The following is a 15,813-nucleotide window of genomic DNA, read 5'->3' as shown; positions in this document are numbered from 1 at the left end:
GTCCTCAGTGGCCTCATAAGACTCGACATCAACACCAGATAGACCTAGTAATTCCGTGAGCAGAGGCACCATAACGACTCGGTATAGTATCGACTACATCAGCATACTCATTCCCGTAGAGCCAAAGCTTAATGTCTGACAATAAAGACAGCAAGAACGATAAAGAGAAGGGGGAGCTGGGATTCTTCAAGACTTTTGTAAAGAAATTGTATGATGAAGATCCTATTAGTGAGACATCTATTGATCTCATGATTAGTGTGGAAGATGAGGATGTCCAGAGTATTTTCTACAGCAGCTTAAAGAATATATGTGATCACAAAATCATTGCTGAAAATACTGAAGAACCTAGATGCCTTTCTATAAAATACTGTGATATGGGCGGATTTTTAATCACGGTTAGGAATAGGTTTTTTCACAACCTAAACGATAAGGGAAAAAATTTGGAGGGCAGCTCTATAGTTGACTCGGACTTGTTATTCTCTCTCATCAATAAACAAGGTTTGCAATGGATTTCAACTATTTTTCTAGGAGTCATTTCATATAACCTGTCACAATTTCAGCAAAATTCCAGCCGATAAAGGATAGCGGTGCTCACTGTCATAAAATACGTTTAGTAGGTAGAGTGGGCGTTACCCACTCTAAAATTAAGCTGCCCTAGTCAACTCAATTTTGCTTGAAATTAGGCAGGTTCAGCGGGTTGCATTGGGGCAATCGCTGACCCTCAGAGATAATAATTTTTCCCATCTACGCTCGTTGCGAAGCCTGCACGGGGAATTGATACAATAGCTGTGCTGTAGCTAGGTACAGTCCAGGTGCAGACATGGTAGTTGTGGCGAGCTACAAATGAGATACTGGGCTGGGTAAGTATCCCAAGCGCTGACGGAGTAAGTTTTATGAGCAAGACCTTCAACCTCGCCATTCCCTTCGACTTTCTCCTGCAAGCGATCGCCAAACTTAGCCCCGCCGACAAGCAACGTCTGCGGCAGTGTCTTGATGCTGATACCTCTACCGATCAAGCGATTCCGTTACCCAGCCAACCGTTGGCCCTAGAGCAAACCACATTTTACCAGGCGCTAAAAGCCTCTGGCCTAATGAGAACGATACGCCCACGCGCTGCTGTATCTCAAAATAACTTTCAGCCTATTTCTGTCCAGGGCGAATCTGTATCCCAAACTATCCTAGATGAGCGGCGCTAGATGGCTGTTTATTTCCTAGACAGCAGCGCCCTGGTCAAGCGGTATATCCGTGAAGCAGGGACAGACTGGGTTTCAAGCTTGTTTTCGCCAGATTTGGGCAATGACTGCTTTGTGGCTGCGATCGCAGGCGTTGAAATTGTTGCGGCCATTACCAGACGTGCCCGTAGCGGTAGCATCAAAACCGCCGATGCTGCTTTAGCCTGCGCTCAGTTTAAGCAAGACTTTCAGGCAACCTATCAAATTATTGAAATCACCGAAGAGATTATCAGTCTAGGGATGTCTCTAGCCGAAGCAAAAGGGCTGCGAGGCTATGATGCCGTACAGTTAGCCGCAGGTTGCGCTGTCAATGCCCTCTGCCTAACGAGCGGTTTGTCGCCTTTAATTTTTGTCTCAGCCGACAATGAACTCAATGCAGCCGCCAGCAGCGAAAGGTTAATCGTTGAGAATCCTAACGAGCGATAGTCTTAGCCCAGTCTTCCCTAAAACCCAGCAATTACAGTAGGTTGCATTGGGGCGATCGCCCCTTCCCCCACAGTTGTCAGTGCTCACTCTACCGTGGCTACTCCTTGCTGGGGCTACACTAAAGACAGTCATTCGCCCAAACCCCATGACCGCAAGCAACCCCATGGCTTCTAATAACGTTGTGCTCGACGCCGTAATGCAAGAGATTGAGCAAACGCCCCCCGAGTACCTGCCCAACCTGTTGCAGATTGTGCGGTTATTCCGCGAAAGCGTCACCCTCAAAAGCGCCGAAGAAAGCTTCCGCCAGGGCTGGCACGAAGCCATGACTGGCCAAACTATCCCCCTTGCCGAGTTATGGGACGGCATTGATGCCGAGTGAGCTACCACCCATTGAGATTGAGGTTTCGTCCGACTTCAAGCGCAACCTCCGCGCCTTGGCCAAACGCTACCGCCACATTCGCGCAGACTTGGAACCTTTACTGGCCCAATTACAGGCTGAAGATTGTCCCGGCGATCAAATTTCGGGCATTGCCTATGCAGTCTTTAAGGTACGGCTCAGAAACACCGATGCCCAGCGGGGTAAAAGCGGCGGCTACCGAGTTATTTACTACCTAAAGACCAAAACCAAGATTATTCTGGTGACCATCTACTCTAAATCTGATCAAGGCGACATTTCAGATAGAACAATCTGTCAAATTATCGCAAGCCATCAGGCTGAATGAGTAGAATGGGCACTGCCCATCATTGAATTTAAGCTGCCGTAGTCAACCCAATCTTCCTTGAAGCAGCTTTGAGTCTCAACAGATCGCGATCGCCTGTAACTAAATAATCTGCCCGGCCTACCACCGCCAACTGCAAAAACGGCACATCCAACGGATCTCGACAATCTTGAACCGCTGGCAGTTCGGGCGGCATTGGCACAGCTTCGCAGTAAGGCAAATAGTCGCCAACAGGTCATCCTGCTCAATTCTAGTCAGTCTAAATTTTGGGTAGGCCAAAACTCGAATTAACTCAGTTGCCGTTACCCGCGATACTAAAGGCGTAAAGCACTGATCTTGCCAGGTCTCACGCAAAGTAGCCATTGCCCCTTGCCTAAACACCAATGCAGAAACCAACACGTTGGTATCCAGCACCACCCGAAGCGCCTGAGTCATGATTGAGGGATAGAATCCTCACGAGCCCAGGTTACAGCATCCGCAACATCTTGTTCTGTAATGTTCAGCTCGGCCAGCTTTTCTCGAACCGCATCAGACCGCTGAACTTTGACTGGGGTGAGAATGACCTGCCCGCCCTCAACCGTAATCTCAAAGTACTCCACTGGGCCAAGCGCTTCAGTCACACTCAGCGGTAGAGTAATTCGATTGTGTTCAGTAAGTTTGGTAAGCACGTCAACACTACATAGTTAGGCTATGTAACCAGATTGTACCCAGGTTAGCGTCGCGAAAGCCCTGTATTCTATGGCCATCAAAGGGAATTGATACAATAATCATACCGCTGCTGAGGTTGGCTAAACCCTTGCCCAGCCCAGTATTCCAAGCGCTGACGGAGTAAGTTTTATGAGCAAGACCTTCAACCTCACCATTCCCTTCGATTTTCTCCTGCAAGCGATCGCCAAACTCAGCCCTGCTGAAAAGCAACGCCTCCGGCAGTGTCTTGATGCTGATACCTCTACCGATCAAGCGATTCCGTTACCCAGCCAACCGTTGCCCCTAGAGCAGACCACATTTTACCAATCGCTAAAAGCCTCTGGCTTAATAAGAACTTCAGGAATGTAGGGTGGGCATTGCCCACCGTTAAATTTAAGCTGCCCCAGTTAACCCAAGCTTCTCTGAAACCAGGCAGGTTTAGCAGGTTGCATTGGAGCGATCGCTTGTTCTTTCCAATAGTGGGCGGTGCCCACCCTACCGTGGCTGCGATCGCTGAATAAAACAGGATTCCTTCCTCATAGCAGTCATTCCTGCCAATGGCGCAACCTACCTAACGCTTGGTTTGCCAAAGCAGAAGCCGGTTGTCAAACGGCTAAAATATGAGCATTACCCTCCCCACCCTTGGCCTATGATCACTCAAATGATGGTGCAACCCTCGTCATGGGTTGATTCTGGGGTCACCCTTCGCAAAGTGCGGGGGCAAAGCTTATTCAAATTCACCGACTCTCTACAGATTCGTCTAGACGACCTAGCCGAACGCCAAAAAACCGACGAGTTAACCGAGATCGAACAGGCAGAACTCGCAGGCATCCTTGAGCTTGATCGCATTTTCACCCTGCTAAACGCCAAAATCATCGCGGAATCATGACCATCAGCGCTGAATTGCGGCGACTGGTGCGCGATCGCGCCAGCTATTTGTGCGAATACTGCCACTCCTCAGAAGATGCCAGTGCCGCCCAATTTGCGATCGACCATATTCTGCCCCGGTTGCGCGGCGGTTCTGATAGCCCAGATAATCTTGCCTTGGCTTGTCAACGCTGCAATGGCTATCGCTACAACTTCACCACCGGCATTGATGCTGCAACAGCCCAATCTGTAAACCTGTTCAACCCAAGGGTGCAATCCTGGGCAGATCACTTTACCTGGTCACCCGATGGGCTCAAAGTTATCGGTATAACCCCTGCGGTCGAGCCACTTGCCAAAGACTAGATCTCAACGATGACTTCCACAGCGAAGGTTCTATCGTAAAAGCGCGACGGCTGTGGTTTAAAGGAGGGTGGCATCCCCCCAACAACGACCCAATTCAAGCACTATAAAAAATGCCCCCAAAGGGAATTGATACGATCATCGTACCGCTGCTGAGTTTAGGCTAAACCCTTGTCCAGCCCAGTATTCCAAGCGCTGACGGAGTAAGTTTTATGAGCAAGACCTTCAATCTCACCATTCCCTTCGATTTTCTCCTGCAAGCGATCGCCAACCTCAGCCCCGCCGACAAGCAACGTCTCTGGGAGTTTCTCGATATCGATACTCCCTGCTGAACTCTGGGAAGGCATTGATGCCAAGTGCCAAATCCTAATCAACGCCTTGCGATAGAGAACACCCACACCCTAGGGCTGATTCGGCTAGAGAACTCAATCGAGTACAAATGGAGTACTAATTTCGTTGAGACTGTATTCTATGATGCTAAATTCTTTGACCAAGTCGCTGGCAATCGCAGGTCGCTGGATGACCAAAGCACTGCTGGGCGTGATGGCAGTAACACTGCTGTGGCAGGGCGCATTCGTCGCTAACCTCTCGGCCATGGCCGCCCCTGCAAACAATACGCTGATTGCAGCAGCAGATTTGGGTAGCGAAGCCCAGGGCAAAGCCAGCAAAGATGCCGGACGCACCAAGGGCTTCATTCGCGATGCCAGAGACACCGTCGAAAAAGCAGCCTCTGACAATGCCCGCAAAGTCGATCGCGCCACTGATAACGACAGTGCGATCGCAGACAAGGCCAAGCGCGATGCCGATCGCATCCAAGAACGGGCTGAAAAAGACGCCAGCCGCACCCAAGACGCCGTTGACAACACCAAAAACGCCCTTGAAAACGCCATTGACAATGTCAAAGATGCCTTTGGCAACTAGGCTTTAAACGATCGTTGCTAGCCCGTTTAAAGGGTCAAGCTCTATGGTCAATGAGTCATTAGGGCTAAATCTTTAGGCTAGTCGGCATCAAAAACCGAAAAAGGCACAGGTGAATAACCCGTGCCTTTTTTTGGCGATCGCATTGACGGTTGACAGGTTAGCTGAACGAATTTAGCGGTTAAATCCGGTCATGCAGAGCCATAGCGCTAAAATAGGAAGCTGCGTTGTTGCTATACCCAGACCTATGGCCGGTTCTGCCCGTCAATATCACATCACCACCTTCGGCTGCCAGATGAATAAGGCCGACTCCGAGCGCATGGCGGGCATTCTCGACACCATGGGTCTCACCTGGACCGACGACCCCTACGACGCCGATGTGGTGCTTTACAACACCTGCACCATTCGCGACAACGCCGAGCAAAAGGTCTACTCCTACCTGGGTCGCCAGGCCAAGCGCAAGCACGAAAACCCTGACCTAACGCTGATTGTGGCCGGGTGCGTCGCCCAGCAAGAGGGAGAATCTCTACTGCGCCGCGTGCCCGAACTCGACCTGGTGATGGGGCCGCAGCACGCCAACCGCCTCCAGGATCTTTTGGAGCAGGTGTTCGACGGCAACCAGGTGGTCGCCACCGAAGAGGTGGACATTATGGAAGACATCACCAAACCCCGGCGCGACAGCACCATCACCGCTTGGGTGAATGTGATCTACGGCTGCAACGAACGCTGCACCTACTGCGTGGTGCCCGGAGTGCGCGGCGTCGAGCAGTCGCGCACGCCCGAAGCCATCCGCGCCGAGATGGTTGAGCTAGGCCGCCAGGGGTTCAAAGAAGTCACCCTGCTGGGCCAAAACATCGACGCCTACGGTCGCGACCTGCCCGGTTCTACCCTGGAGGGGCGGCATCAGCACACCTTTACCGACCTGCTGTACTTCGTCCACGATGTACCCGGTGTCGAGCGCATTCGCTTTGCCACCAGCCACCCTCGCTACTTCACCGAGCGGCTGATTCGCGCCTGCGCCGAGCTGCCCAAGGTGTGTGAGCACTTCCACATTCCTTTTCAGTCGGGCGACAACGACCTGCTGAAGGCCATGGCGCGAGGCTACACCCACGAGAAATATCGCCGCATTATCGACACCGTGCGTCGCTATCTGCCTGATGCGGCCATTAGCGCCGATGCGATCGTGGGCTTCCCTGGCGAAACCGAGGAGCAGTTTCAGCGCACCATGGAGCTAGTCAACGACATCGCCTTCGACCAGCTCAACACGGCGGCCTATTCGCCCCGCCCCGGCACCCCCGCCGCCCTGTGGGAAAACCAGCTCTCTGAGGAAGTGAAGGCCGATCGCCTCCAGCGGCTGAATCATTTGGTGAACACGAAGGCGGCGGAGCGATCGCAACGCTACCAGGGCCGCATCGAAGAGGTATTAGTTGAAGCCGCTAATCCTAAAAATCCCGCCCAGGTGATGGGCCGCACCCGAGGCAATCGCCTCACCTTCTTCCCCGGCGATATCACGGTGCTGAAGGGCGAAGTCGTGCCGGTCAAGATTACCGACGTGCGCCCCTTTAGCCTGACCGGAGAACCCATTCAAGCGCTGGTGACTGCGAGCTAGGTGAGATCGTCAATGGCCTTTGAAAAAGTTGGTTTCTAAGTACACCTTTGATAGGTGGTTTAGAAACTCCCTGTCGTAGGGTCTTGTTTTTTTAATTAAAAAGAAAATCGAGAAGGCGCAGCTGGGCAGTGCAGCGGCTAGGGGACGAGCTAGAGGCTTCGGAAACGGGTAAAACTGCGACCCGTAGAAACCCGCCAGATGGGTCAAATCTCCGGCTACTTCTCGGTAAAAGAGGAGCGTGTCGTGTTTAGAAAAGGGCCGCACATGGGCCGAAAGCATCTTATTACAGGTGGGGTGTACGCCAAACAAGCCCAAAAGTCTATTGTGGAGAGCCAACACGTTAGGCACCCCCAGATAGAAGTAGCCTCCTACCTTTAACACCCTAAAAATTTCGTGATTGATCCAGTAGATTTCTTTGGTGTGCTCTAGCACCTGATTGGCAATCACCAAATCGACTGACTCTGAGGCGATGGGCAGCGGCTCAGCTTCAATGTTGACTGAAATAGGTTTAATGCCAGCGGCCGCTAGCGCGGCGGCATGCCAATCGCCATAGTCAACCCCAACGCACTGGGCCTGGGGATGCTGAGCCAAGACCACCTGCAAATCTTGACCTGCTCCGCAGCCAATGTCGAGGCAGGTGTCGATCGCAAGGGTTGGCACCACCTGCGCCAAGATATGTCGGCCATAGGTTTCGCTATGGTCAACGGTGGTGAGGCGGCTGGTGGTGCCCGGTGTGACTTCTCTAAACATGGCTACGCTCGTTTACACAGCTGACGGGTAGATGTTCAGAGGCTAAATCACACCCTTAGAGCTGGGAATCAGGTGCGCCCGGCGGGGGTCAACTTCGGTAGCCATACGCATGGCGCGGGCAAAGGCCTTAAACGTCGCCTCAATAATATGGTGCGAGTTAAGGCCGTCGAGCTGGCGAATGTGCAGCGTCATCTGGCTGTGGTTGACCACCGCCACAAAAAACTCGCGCACTAGCTGGGTGTCGTAGGTACCCACCCGCTGGGTCGGAATCTCTAGCCCGTAGCTGAGGTGGGGCCGACCTGAGAAATCGAGCGCCACCTGCACCAGCGATTCATCCAACGGCGCGACGAAATGGCCAAAGCGGGTAATACCCTTGCGATCGCCCAAGGCCTGGTGCAGCGCCATCCCTAGGGTGATACCCACATCCTCATTGGTGTGGTGATCGTCGATCTCAATATCGCCCGTGGCTCGCACCTCCAGGTCAATTAACCCGTGGGACGAAATCTGGTGCAGCATGTGGTCGAGAAACGGGATGCCCGTCTTGGCCTCACACTGGCCGGTGCCGTCCAAATTTAGGCTCACTTGCACATCGGTTTCCCCGGTGGTGCGGCTCACGCTGGCGCTGCGGCTGGGGTAGGCCGCAGGAACAGAAATCGGACGGTCTTGGGTTTGCATGGCGGGTTGCTGACGGGTAATGTCTCATTTTACCGAAGTCTGTATCCCCACACAGGCTATGGCCGTCAAAGGCAAGAACCTCGATGTTTCCCAGCCCGACTAAATGTCTAGGGCCGCCAAGATTTGCTCATGGGTAATGTCGCCCGTCACCTTAGCTGCGCCCAGCCCGTCGGGCATCACAAAGCGAACCTGGCCATCCTCCACTTTTTTGTCGCCTTGCAGCAGCGAGAGAATATCCTCAGCGGCCAGCTGGGCCGGAATCTGGGTGGGTAGCCCCGCTTTCTCAATCAGTTTTAGCTGTCGCGTTTCCTCGTCGGCTGTCCAGTATTTAAGGACCGTGGCAATTTTGCCCACCGCTACCATGCCAATCGCCACCGCCTCTCCATGGTTGACCCCGCGATAGTTCATCAGGCTTTCGACCGCGTGGCCGATGGTGTGTCCGTAGTTGAGAATGGCCCGCAGCCCCGCCTCTTTTTCGTCTTGGGAGACCACATCGGCCTTGGCCTGGCACGATCGCGTGAGAATGGTGTGCAGCAGCTCATCCCCCAGGTAGCGATACTGGTCGAGTCGCGGCGCGGCCTCCAGGGTTTCAAACAGGTCTCTATCCCAAATCACACCGTACTTAATCACCTCTGCCATACCTGCCCGAAATTCGCGCGCGGGCAGGGTTTTGAGCACCGTAGGGTCAATCATCACCAGGCGCGGCTGATGGAAGGCCCCAATCAGGTTTTTGCCCCGGGGATGGTTGACGCCGGTTTTGCCCCCGATCGAGGCATCTACCATAGCCAGCAGCGAGGTGGGCACCTGCACCACGCTCACCCCCCGCAGCCAGGTGGCGGCGGCAAAGCCCGTCATATCGCCAATGACGCCCCCTCCCAGGGCCACCATCGCCGACTTGCGCTCCAGATAAAAGTCGAGGGCCGCGTCGTAGATTTTTTGCAGCGAGCTAGGGGTTTTGTAGCGTTCCCCAGCGGGCAGCAGACAAGTTTCGACGGCGTAGCCCGCCTGGGTGAGAGAGGCTAGGGCGCGATCGCCGTACCGCTTAAAAATCGCCGGATTCGACACCAGCAGCAGCTTTTGCCCCGGCTTCACCAGGGTTGACTCCCCACCACCCAGCCAGGTGCCCAGATGGTCGATGCCCCCAGTGGCCACCACCACATCGTAGGGGTTGCTCGGCAGCGGCACAGGGATAACGGATTTCATAGGGATAGCTAGGGGATGGAGGTGTTTTAGAACTTTAGCGTGTAGGGGAGGGAAGTTTTGAGTGCTCAGTTTTGAATTTTGAGTTATCAATTCAAAACTCAAAATTCAAAACTTAAAATTCCGTCCCCCCAATCCTCACTCCCCCACGCTCCCCCCGCCGTGGTTCAATATAGAGTCGTAACCGTTGTGGAGAGAGAAAATATGGGTGGTGTAGTCGCCTACGTGCTGTTTTTGTCGGTCATGGTGGGGACGGCCATTGGGCTGTACTTTGGTCTCCGGCTCGTGAAGCTGATTTAGCACTCAACGTTAGGTACGCCATGGCCTGAATGCAGCCCAGCAGCAGCCAGCCCAAGATGTTGATGCGGCCATCGTAAAAGGCCAGGTCAAAGATGGCAAAGGCTGTGGTGCCGCCAAAGCCAGTCAGGTAGCCCGCCAAAAGCGCCATGGCGTCGGGGGGGAGCGGCACCGCACCCAGGGTAAAGGTGCCCCGCCCCATAACCCATCCCACTATGCCCGTAAACCCCAGGGCGACAGGAATACCGGCCTCGGCGGCGAGCATCAGCCACAGGTTGTGTGCGTGAGGCAAAAAGTCACCAGCCACCGGAAAGTCAGCGGGGTCATAGAGCTGCTTAAAGGTGCCCAGACCTGTGCCAAACCAGGGATGCTGGGGAATCATCTCAAGGGCCAAGCGCCAGACGCTAAGCCGTAGCGAAGCGGTGGCAAAGGCCTCGGGCAGGGTGCGCCCCCCCACGCCCCAGACCAGAGCGCTGATGATGAGCAGCGCGATCGCCCCCAGGCCCGCCCAAAAAATATAGCGGTAGGGCCGCAGCAGACCGCCAAACAGCAGCAGCTGAATGCCGACAATCAGTAGCCCATTGCGAGAGCCGGAGCAGTAGATGCCCACTAGCACTAGGGCCGTGGCAGCGCAAATCCAAACGCTTTTCGCCCGCAGTTCAGGACGGTTGAGGTAGTAGGCACAGAGCCCTAACCCCAGGCCAAACACAATCACTAGGTAGTTGGCCAGGGCATTGGGGTGGCCAAACACTGCGCTGGCCCGCTGGCCGTAGTCGGTTTGCTGATACAGCCAGGCCAGGCCGGGATAGCTGCCCCAGCGCGCCAGACCGCCGGGCGATCGCAGATAAAACTCCGCGATCGCCGCTAGGTTGACGGGTACCGTCGCCACCAGTAGCGCCACGGCCCAGTTGTGCAGCGTCGCCCAGGGCTGGTGAAACTGGGGCAGGGTAACGGCGATCGCCCCGTAGAATACGAAAAACGGCACAAAATTCAGCGCCTGCAGGGCCGATTCCCCCGGGGCCAGAGAAAGCGCCACACTGACCCCAAGGCCCAGGGCCAGCCACAGCCAGCCCTGGGCATAGAGCAATCGCCCAATCGCGCGCCAACCTTTGTGCAGGCTCACCAGCAAAAACCAGCCCAACCCCGCGATCGCCCCGTATACGATATAAGGCAACGCCACCAAACTCGCCAGCACCAACCGTTCCAGGGCCAAGCTACCGGCCCCAAACCCTTTTACCCTAGTAGGCTCCATCGCCAATTACTACCACCCCCACTGTTCTCAGCAGAATATAAATGTCTAGCCAGACTGACCAGTTTCTCACGTAGTAGGCATCCAGGTTGACCCGCTCCTCGTAGGACACATTGTTGCGACCCGACACCTGCCACAGCCCCGTCAGGCCCGGCAGCACCTTCGTGTAAAGGCTGTACTTGTCGGCATAGCGAGCAATTTCCTCCGTCACGATCGGGCGCGGGCCAACCAAGCTCATCTCACCCCGCAGCACATTCCACAACTGGGGCAGCTCATCGAGGCTGGTGCGGCGCAAAAAACGGCCCACCCGAGTAATGCGCGGGTCGTAGCGCAGCTTGTGGTCGCGCTCCCACTGCTCCCGCAGTGCTGGATTTTCGTCCAGGTAGCGCTCTAACACCTGCGCAGCGTTGGGCATCATCGAGCGAAACTTCCAGGCGGTAAAGGGTACGCTGTTTTGTCCCAAGCGGGGCTGACCGTAAAACACCGGCCCCCGCGAGTCGAGCTTGACCAAGACCGCGATCACCGCTAGCACCGGCAGCAAACCCAGGCCGATGACCAGGGTCAAGACCAAATCCAGCAGGGTTTTGATCAGGCGCGGCCCCGGCAGCAGCAACTGTTGACGAATTTCTAGGCCCAGAATGCCACCCAGGTCTTTTGAGCTGACCCACAGGCTAGCCACCCCAAACAGGTCAGGAATCATCAACAAATGGGGAAAGGTGCGGCCATAAAGCTCCAGCACCCGCAGCAGCTTTTCCCGCTGCACCCCGGGCATAGCCACAATGGCGTAGTGGATATCGTGGCGGAGGGCTAGGTGCGGCGCGGCCGACAAAGGTCCCACAATGGGCACGCCGCACAGACTCCCCTCATGCACCCGACTGTCATCCAGCACGGCCACGGGTTTTAGGCCAAACTCAGGCTGATTCTTCAGGGTTTGAATCACCAGCTCGCCAGTCCGCCCGCCTCCCAAAATTAGGACTTGGTAGCCCCACCAGGGGTAGCGAGCAAACCACTGCTTTACCATCAGCCGCCCGGTCAGCACTGTTACCAATGACAGCAGCCAGGCCAGCAAAAACACAGCGCGCGAGTAGGTTTCACTCTCACGGGTAAGAAAGAGCCCCGCCGCCAGCACCAGATAGGTGAATGTAGTCGATAGACAAATACGCCGTAGCTCGTCTACCGGGCTGAGACCCACTGCGGGATAAAGCCCAGCGACCGCATAGGCTAACAAAAATACACCCAATATTGGCCACAGCTGGCCGTACAGACTGGGCAGATACTGTCCTCCAAAGGCCAACCGTAAGTGAACCCCAGCACTTCCAGCCAGGGCTAGAGCCAGCAAATCAGACATACCGAGAAGGGCAACCATCGGCAAGGAGCGGGTTGACATCCTCAAGGACAACATTACTGGATGAACCGTACGCTCAAGAGGAAACATAAATTTCCCCAACACTCCTGAAACACCGACACTACTCTAATTCATTGCCCTGCTGAAATTTCAGCCATCTATGCGCCAAATAGGTGGTTAATTGCTGGCGAAATCTTGCTTCAGAGAAGGTTTCGGCATGGTGACGAATGGCTTCGGCCCCAAACTCGACTCTGTGCTGGGCAAAATGCTGCACGGCCTGCACCAAATGATCCACGGTTTGCTGGCTAAACAGTATCCCAGTTTTCCCGGGTTGTACGGTTTCGCCACAGCCGCCCTGGCCGTAGGCAATCACCGGTGCCCCCGCCGCCTGGGCTTCGACCACCGTGATGCCAAAGTCTTCTTCCGCTGGAAAAATAAACCCTCGACAACGCTCCATATGATCTGACACGACTGCGTCCGCAGGGTTCCGCAAAAAGGTGATATTGGGTTTGGCCGATCGCTGTAGCTCGGCCAGAGCTGGCCCGTCGCCAATCACCACCAGGGGCAGCCCGAGGCGATTAAAGGCCTCCACGGTGAGATCGACTCGCTTATAAGGCACACAGCGCGACACCGTGAGGTAGAAGTCGTCGCGAGGCTGCTGCCAGCGAAAGCGATCGACGGCCACTGGCGGGTAGATCACCGTGGCGGGGCGGCGGTAGGTTTTCCAAATGCGGCGGGCCACGTAGCGAGAGTTGGCCACAAAGCAGTCAACCCGGTGGGCGGCGGCCAAATCCCACAGGCGCAGGTAGTGCAAAATTAGTCGGGTGAGAGCGCTTTTGGCCCCCCGCGTCAGCCCCGCCTGCTGGAGGTACTGGTGCTGCAAATCCCAGGCGTAGCGAATGGGGGTGTGCACGTAGCTGACGTGGAGCTGATGGGGGCGGGTGAGCACCCCCTTGGCCACGGCGTGGTTGCTGGAGAGCACCAGATCGTAGGCCGAGAGGTCAAACTGCTCCACCGCCAGGGGCATCAGCGGCAGGTACTGGCGAAAGTGCCGCCGCGCCCAGGGCAGGTTTTGCAAAAAGGAGGTTTGCACTCGCGTCCCTGGCGGAATCAGCGAGACGGCCTCGGGTTCTAAAAACTGTACCAGGCTAAAGACATCTGCCCCAGGGCAAACCGCCAGCATTTGCTCGACGACTTTTTCTGACCCAGCCCGGCTGACGAGCCACTCGTGCACGACCGCCACAGCGGCGGGTAAAGCTTCAGAAGTCATTCAACCTGGGGGTAAGGGAAGCCGTCGGGAGGTTGTTTAGGGGCGATCGCAGCGATCGATCAGCTCCAGCGCCGCTCAGTGCCCCCTTAGAATCAACCGCTGGGGACAGCTAGCGCCTACAGCTGTAGAATTCGTCAAGATTCGATCACATTCCGGAAGACTTTTCGAGTTTCAGCTCTCCGGCGGCGACTTTATCGTTGACCAATTGCCGCACCAGATCCAATTCCTCAAAGGTAACTTGGCCGTCGGCCCGCATAGCCGCCGTAATCGTATCGCGCTCGGCCTGGGTGAGCACCCCATCGGCGATCGCCTGCTCGATAATTTGCCGCAGGGTGTCTAGCTCCTGTTGTTCTTCGGCACTGAGTTCTGAGGCCATGGGCGTGCTCCTTAGGTGGCGGCTTCACGCTCCAATCTTATCAGCCCACTCCCTACTCCCCACTCCCTAATCACAAGTCGCACTCCCCTCAATCCCCGTGTAATCGATGCTCACCTGGGAACCGCTGCGGGGATTGCCCCCGGAGAGATCGGTGAGCGCTACGGGATAGCTGCCGCCGGTCGGGGGGCTGGCGCTGCCCTGGTACAGGGGCTGCCCGGCGTTGCTGCTGCCCTGGCGGCTGAGGGTGGCGTCGAAGGTGTTTTTGGTTTCTAAGTTGACGAAGCGCACCAGGTGAAAGCCGTTGGCGTCGTAGAAAGCGGTGACGGTCATGCCTTCCATCACGCCCTCGCAGGTGTTGCTGTCGTCGGCCCGCTGCGACAGAGGGGTGGCCCGTCCTTCGGTGTTGATAAAGTCGCCGCGAATCCAGCCCTCGGCCCCAGACTCGTCAAATTTGACGAAGTACCAGGTGCCGTCGCTGGCCGCAGCAGATCGCAGCAGCATCACTGGGTCGCCCACCAGACCGTAGCCCTTGCTATCCGAAGAGGTGGTGGGCTGCGATCGCAGATTGATCTGAGATCCAGGCTGGTCGGCAATCAGCTGCGCCGCCTGAGGTGGGTTGACCGCCTGCCCTGTGCCCCCGACCCCAGGTTCCGGCGGACTGGGGATTGGAGTAGTCCCTGCTCCTGGGCTTGTCCCTGAGGCTGGCTCAGTGGGGTCTACCACCACTGGCTGCTCCTCGGTTTGTTCCTCGGGACTAGTGGGCATCACTACGGTGGGATCATTGCGCCGTCCGAGGGCGACGGCGATCGCTGCCACCGCGACAAAAACGCTACAGAGCGCCACTACCATCCATACTTTGGCTTTTGTCATAGCTATGCCCCTCAGAAACCCAGAAACCTAGCATAGCGTCTGATCCCAGGGGATTTTAGATTTTAGATGGGGGATTTTAGATTGGCACAGTCGGCCCGTCTGGGAGGGAATTTTAGATTTTGGGTGTTGGATTTTGGATTGGCACAGTCGGCTCGTTTGAGAGCAGTTTTAGGCTGTGGATTTGAGAGCAATTTATGCCTACAATGCCTCTCCTGCACGTCCCTAGCTACGATAGCTCCACCGACCAAAATCCAAAATCTAAAACTGGTCTACTTCCCAAACTCCACCACCGCCTCCTCCGCCACCACGTAGGCCGTCTCCCCTGCCGCCAGCGCAATGTCATAGCCGCCGGTAAATTCCCCAAAGGAGGGCAGCGTTAGCCGTTGCTGCCGGGGCTGCCAGTGAAAACAGGGCAGACGCAGGCGATCGCACCCTATACTAAGGCGAAAACAGGGGTGAATATGTCCGCAGATATTTAGTCGAGTGGGGTCTACCTCGGGCCCATGGCTAAAAAGAACATCCCCCACCTCCACCGCCTCGACAAAGCATTCCACTGAGAGCTGGGTCAGGGTGTCTTGCAGGCGGCGATCGTGATTCCCCAAAATTAGGTGAGCGCTGACCTGAGTCCGGTGCAAGAACTTCAACCAGGCGTCGATGACCTCATCGGCCATGCCCTCGCGCCCGTGGAACAGATCGCCCAAAATCCACAGCGCCTCCGGCTGATACTGGCTGCACAATTCCTCCAGCCGTCGGAGCGTGCCCTGGTTGACCTGGCTAGACACCGGCAACCCGTGGTGCTGAAAGGTCTCGGCCTTACCCAGATGGACATCTGACACCAGCAGCAGCTTTAACGACTCCACAAAAACCGCTCGCTGGGGCAGCAGCCGCAGCTGAACCTGGCCCACCGTCAGTGTCTCTGTAGCGACAAGGGGCAGCGACATCAACCCAATTCCAACGTCATGG

22 protein-coding genes and 1 pseudogene are annotated in these 15,813 nt (G+C 55.8%); 11 read left to right on the top strand and 12 right to left on the bottom strand.

Annotation, left to right across the window (positions count from 1 at the left end; all coding sequences use genetic code 11):
* Window positions 1-131: 131 nt before the first annotated feature.
* The 5 genes from VB780_RS27735 to VB780_RS27715 all read left to right on the top strand — a co-directional run bounded on the left by VB780_RS27735 (window position 132) and on the right by VB780_RS27715 (window position 2,380).
* Window positions 132-578 carry a hypothetical protein gene (locus VB780_RS27735; protein ID WP_323354427.1) on the top strand — a complete coding sequence of 149 codons (447 nt, stop codon included), beginning with the start codon at window positions 132-134 and terminating at the stop codon, window positions 576-578.
* A 315-nt stretch (window positions 579-893) separates the two neighbouring features.
* A complete protein-coding gene (locus VB780_RS27730) occupies window positions 894-1,196 on the top strand; it encodes a hypothetical protein (protein ID WP_323354426.1) in 303 nt (100 codons plus the stop codon).
* On the top strand, window positions 1,197-1,658 hold the full coding sequence (locus tag VB780_RS27725) for a type II toxin-antitoxin system VapC family toxin (RefSeq protein WP_323354425.1): 462 nt from the start codon (window positions 1,197-1,199) through the stop codon (window positions 1,656-1,658).
* Between the two features lie 145 nt (window positions 1,659-1,803).
* Window positions 1,804-2,037: a hypothetical protein gene (locus tag VB780_RS27720; RefSeq protein ID WP_323354424.1), complete on the top strand. Its 234-nt coding sequence runs from the start codon at window positions 1,804-1,806 to the stop codon at window positions 2,035-2,037.
* On the top strand, window positions 2,027-2,380 hold the full coding sequence (locus VB780_RS27715; RefSeq protein WP_323354423.1) for a type II toxin-antitoxin system RelE/ParE family toxin: 354 nt from the start codon (window positions 2,027-2,029) through the stop codon (window positions 2,378-2,380). Before VB780_RS27720 ends, VB780_RS27715 begins: the two co-directional genes overlap by 11 nt.
* Window positions 2,381-2,408: 28 nt before the next feature.
* On the opposite strand, the gene VB780_RS27710 is transcribed toward VB780_RS27715, so the two are convergent.
* The 3 genes from VB780_RS27710 to VB780_RS27705 all read right to left on the bottom strand — a co-directional run bounded on the left by VB780_RS27710 (window position 2,409) and on the right by VB780_RS27705 (window position 2,997).
* Window positions 2,409-2,573, bottom strand: a complete 165-nt coding sequence (locus tag VB780_RS27710) for a putative toxin-antitoxin system toxin component, PIN family (protein WP_323354422.1) — start codon at window positions 2,571-2,573, stop codon at window positions 2,409-2,411.
* Window positions 2,498-2,740 (bottom strand): hypothetical protein, encoded by a 243-nt coding sequence (locus tag VB780_RS31520; protein ID WP_416349269.1) that lies wholly within the window; start codon window positions 2,738-2,740, stop codon window positions 2,498-2,500. Before VB780_RS31520 ends, VB780_RS27710 begins: the two co-directional genes overlap by 76 nt.
* A gap of 68 nt (window positions 2,741-2,808) precedes the next feature.
* Complete coding sequence (locus tag VB780_RS27705; protein ID WP_323354421.1) at window positions 2,809-2,997, bottom strand: hypothetical protein; 189 nt, start codon at window positions 2,995-2,997, stop codon at window positions 2,809-2,811.
* 217 nt (window positions 2,998-3,214) lie between these two features.
* Here VB780_RS27705 and VB780_RS27700 point away from each other — a divergent pair, with 217 nt between their 5' ends.
* The 5 genes from VB780_RS27700 to miaB all read left to right on the top strand — a co-directional run bounded on the left by VB780_RS27700 (window position 3,215) and on the right by miaB (window position 6,818).
* Entirely contained in the window at window positions 3,215-3,433 is a 219-nt protein-coding gene (locus tag VB780_RS27700) for a hypothetical protein (protein WP_323354420.1), read from the top strand.
* A gap of 280 nt (window positions 3,434-3,713) precedes the next feature.
* Complete coding sequence (locus tag VB780_RS27695) at window positions 3,714-3,953, top strand: hypothetical protein (RefSeq protein ID WP_323354419.1); 240 nt, start codon at window positions 3,714-3,716, stop codon at window positions 3,951-3,953.
* On the top strand, window positions 3,950-4,294 hold the full coding sequence (locus VB780_RS27690; protein ID WP_323354418.1) for an HNH endonuclease: 345 nt from the start codon (window positions 3,950-3,952) through the stop codon (window positions 4,292-4,294). Before VB780_RS27695 ends, VB780_RS27690 begins: the two co-directional genes overlap by 4 nt.
* Window positions 4,295-4,762: 468 nt before the next feature.
* Window positions 4,763-5,212 (top strand): hypothetical protein, encoded by a 450-nt coding sequence (locus VB780_RS27685; RefSeq protein WP_323354417.1) that lies wholly within the window; start codon window positions 4,763-4,765, stop codon window positions 5,210-5,212.
* 244 nt (window positions 5,213-5,456) lie between these two features.
* Window positions 5,457-6,818: a tRNA (N6-isopentenyl adenosine(37)-C2)-methylthiotransferase MiaB gene (gene miaB / locus VB780_RS27680; protein WP_323354416.1), complete on the top strand. Its 1,362-nt coding sequence runs from the start codon at window positions 5,457-5,459 to the stop codon at window positions 6,816-6,818.
* A 9-nt stretch (window positions 6,819-6,827) separates the two neighbouring features.
* Here the strand turns inward: miaB and VB780_RS27675 are convergent, their stop codons facing one another.
* The 3 genes from VB780_RS27675 to aroB all read right to left on the bottom strand — a co-directional run bounded on the left by VB780_RS27675 (window position 6,828) and on the right by aroB (window position 9,446).
* A complete protein-coding gene (locus VB780_RS27675; protein ID WP_323354415.1) occupies window positions 6,828-7,568 on the bottom strand; it encodes a class I SAM-dependent methyltransferase in 741 nt (246 codons plus the stop codon).
* A gap of 42 nt (window positions 7,569-7,610) precedes the next feature.
* Window positions 7,611-8,243, bottom strand: a complete 633-nt coding sequence (hisB, locus tag VB780_RS27670) for an imidazoleglycerol-phosphate dehydratase HisB (protein WP_323354414.1) — start codon at window positions 8,241-8,243, stop codon at window positions 7,611-7,613.
* 99 nt (window positions 8,244-8,342) lie between these two features.
* Complete coding sequence (gene aroB / locus VB780_RS27665; RefSeq protein ID WP_323354413.1) at window positions 8,343-9,446, bottom strand: 3-dehydroquinate synthase; 1,104 nt, start codon at window positions 9,444-9,446, stop codon at window positions 8,343-8,345.
* Window positions 9,447-9,647: 201 nt separating this feature from the next.
* Here aroB and VB780_RS31515 point away from each other — a divergent pair.
* Window positions 9,648-9,698: pseudogene (locus VB780_RS31515) on the top strand (hypothetical protein); the annotation flags it as partial.
* Here VB780_RS31515 and VB780_RS27660 read toward each other — a convergent pair.
* From VB780_RS27660 to pdeM, 6 genes are all read right to left on the bottom strand, one after another.
* The gene (locus VB780_RS27660) at window positions 9,685-10,992 is read right to left on the bottom strand and encodes an O-antigen ligase family protein (protein WP_323354412.1); all 1,308 of its coding nucleotides are present in this window, start codon (window positions 10,990-10,992) and stop codon (window positions 9,685-9,687) included. The pseudogene VB780_RS31515 and the gene VB780_RS27660 overlap by 14 nt on opposite strands.
* Entirely contained in the window at window positions 10,979-12,355 is a 1,377-nt protein-coding gene (gene wbaP / locus VB780_RS27655; RefSeq protein WP_323354411.1) for an undecaprenyl-phosphate galactose phosphotransferase WbaP, read from the bottom strand. The genes VB780_RS27660 and wbaP overlap by 14 nt, the downstream gene beginning before the upstream one ends.
* Window positions 12,356-12,455: 100 nt before the next feature.
* Window positions 12,456-13,604 carry a glycosyltransferase family 4 protein gene (locus tag VB780_RS27650; RefSeq protein WP_323354410.1) on the bottom strand — a complete coding sequence of 383 codons (1,149 nt, stop codon included), beginning with the start codon at window positions 13,602-13,604 and terminating at the stop codon, window positions 12,456-12,458.
* A gap of 145 nt (window positions 13,605-13,749) precedes the next feature.
* On the bottom strand, window positions 13,750-13,980 hold the full coding sequence (locus tag VB780_RS27645; RefSeq protein ID WP_323354409.1) for a hypothetical protein: 231 nt from the start codon (window positions 13,978-13,980) through the stop codon (window positions 13,750-13,752).
* Between the two features lie 66 nt (window positions 13,981-14,046).
* Window positions 14,047-14,850: an SH3 domain-containing protein gene (locus VB780_RS27640; protein ID WP_323354408.1), complete on the bottom strand. Its 804-nt coding sequence runs from the start codon at window positions 14,848-14,850 to the stop codon at window positions 14,047-14,049.
* Between the two features lie 269 nt (window positions 14,851-15,119).
* The gene (gene pdeM / locus VB780_RS27635) at window positions 15,120-15,791 is read right to left on the bottom strand and encodes a ligase-associated DNA damage response endonuclease PdeM (protein WP_323354407.1); all 672 of its coding nucleotides are present in this window, start codon (window positions 15,789-15,791) and stop codon (window positions 15,120-15,122) included.
* Between the last annotated feature and the right edge of the window lie 22 nt (window positions 15,792-15,813).

Origin of the sequence: Leptolyngbya sp. CCNP1308 (assembly GCF_034932455.1) — a bacterium.
Taxonomy (GTDB): Bacteria; Cyanobacteriota; Cyanobacteriia; order Phormidesmidales; family Phormidesmidaceae; genus Nodosilinea.
This window is presented reverse-complemented; position numbering and strand designations above follow the sequence as displayed.

Coding starts and splice junctions, on each gene's coding strand:
- VB780_RS27735 (WP_323354427.1), top strand. CDS start 132: ATGTCTGACAATAAAGACAGCAAGAACGATAAAGAGAAGGGGGAGCTG.
- VB780_RS27730 (WP_323354426.1), top strand. CDS start 894: ATGAGCAAGACCTTCAACCTCGCCATTCCCTTCGACTTTCTCCTGCAA.
- VB780_RS27725 (WP_323354425.1), top strand. CDS start 1,197: ATGGCTGTTTATTTCCTAGACAGCAGCGCCCTGGTCAAGCGGTATATC.
- VB780_RS27720 (WP_323354424.1), top strand. CDS start 1,804: ATGACCGCAAGCAACCCCATGGCTTCTAATAACGTTGTGCTCGACGCC.
- VB780_RS27715 (WP_323354423.1), top strand. CDS start 2,027: ATGCCGAGTGAGCTACCACCCATTGAGATTGAGGTTTCGTCCGACTTC.
- VB780_RS27710 (WP_323354422.1), bottom strand. CDS start 2,573: ATGCCGCCCGAACTGCCAGCGGTTCAAGATTGTCGAGATCCGTTGGAT.
- VB780_RS31520 (WP_416349269.1), bottom strand. CDS start 2,740: ATGGCTACTTTGCGTGAGACCTGGCAAGATCAGTGCTTTACGCCTTTA.
- VB780_RS27700 (WP_323354420.1), top strand. CDS start 3,215: ATGAGCAAGACCTTCAACCTCACCATTCCCTTCGATTTTCTCCTGCAA.
- VB780_RS27695 (WP_323354419.1), top strand. CDS start 3,714: ATGATCACTCAAATGATGGTGCAACCCTCGTCATGGGTTGATTCTGGG.
- VB780_RS27690 (WP_323354418.1), top strand. CDS start 3,950: ATGACCATCAGCGCTGAATTGCGGCGACTGGTGCGCGATCGCGCCAGC.
- VB780_RS27685 (WP_323354417.1), top strand. CDS start 4,763: ATGATGCTAAATTCTTTGACCAAGTCGCTGGCAATCGCAGGTCGCTGG.
- miaB (WP_323354416.1), top strand. CDS start 5,457: ATGGCCGGTTCTGCCCGTCAATATCACATCACCACCTTCGGCTGCCAG.
- VB780_RS27675 (WP_323354415.1), bottom strand. CDS start 7,568: ATGTTTAGAGAAGTCACACCGGGCACCACCAGCCGCCTCACCACCGTT.
- hisB (WP_323354414.1), bottom strand. CDS start 8,243: ATGCAAACCCAAGACCGTCCGATTTCTGTTCCTGCGGCCTACCCCAGC.
- aroB (WP_323354413.1), bottom strand. CDS start 9,446: ATGAAATCCGTTATCCCTGTGCCGCTGCCGAGCAACCCCTACGATGTG.
- VB780_RS27660 (WP_323354412.1), bottom strand. CDS start 10,992: ATGGAGCCTACTAGGGTAAAAGGGTTTGGGGCCGGTAGCTTGGCCCTG.
- wbaP (WP_323354411.1), bottom strand. CDS start 12,355: ATGGTTGCCCTTCTCGGTATGTCTGATTTGCTGGCTCTAGCCCTGGCT.
- VB780_RS27650 (WP_323354410.1), bottom strand. CDS start 13,604: ATGACTTCTGAAGCTTTACCCGCCGCTGTGGCGGTCGTGCACGAGTGG.
- VB780_RS27645 (WP_323354409.1), bottom strand. CDS start 13,980: ATGGCCTCAGAACTCAGTGCCGAAGAACAACAGGAGCTAGACACCCTG.
- VB780_RS27640 (WP_323354408.1), bottom strand. CDS start 14,850: ATGACAAAAGCCAAAGTATGGATGGTAGTGGCGCTCTGTAGCGTTTTT.
- pdeM (WP_323354407.1), bottom strand. CDS start 15,791: ATGTCGCTGCCCCTTGTCGCTACAGAGACACTGACGGTGGGCCAGGTT.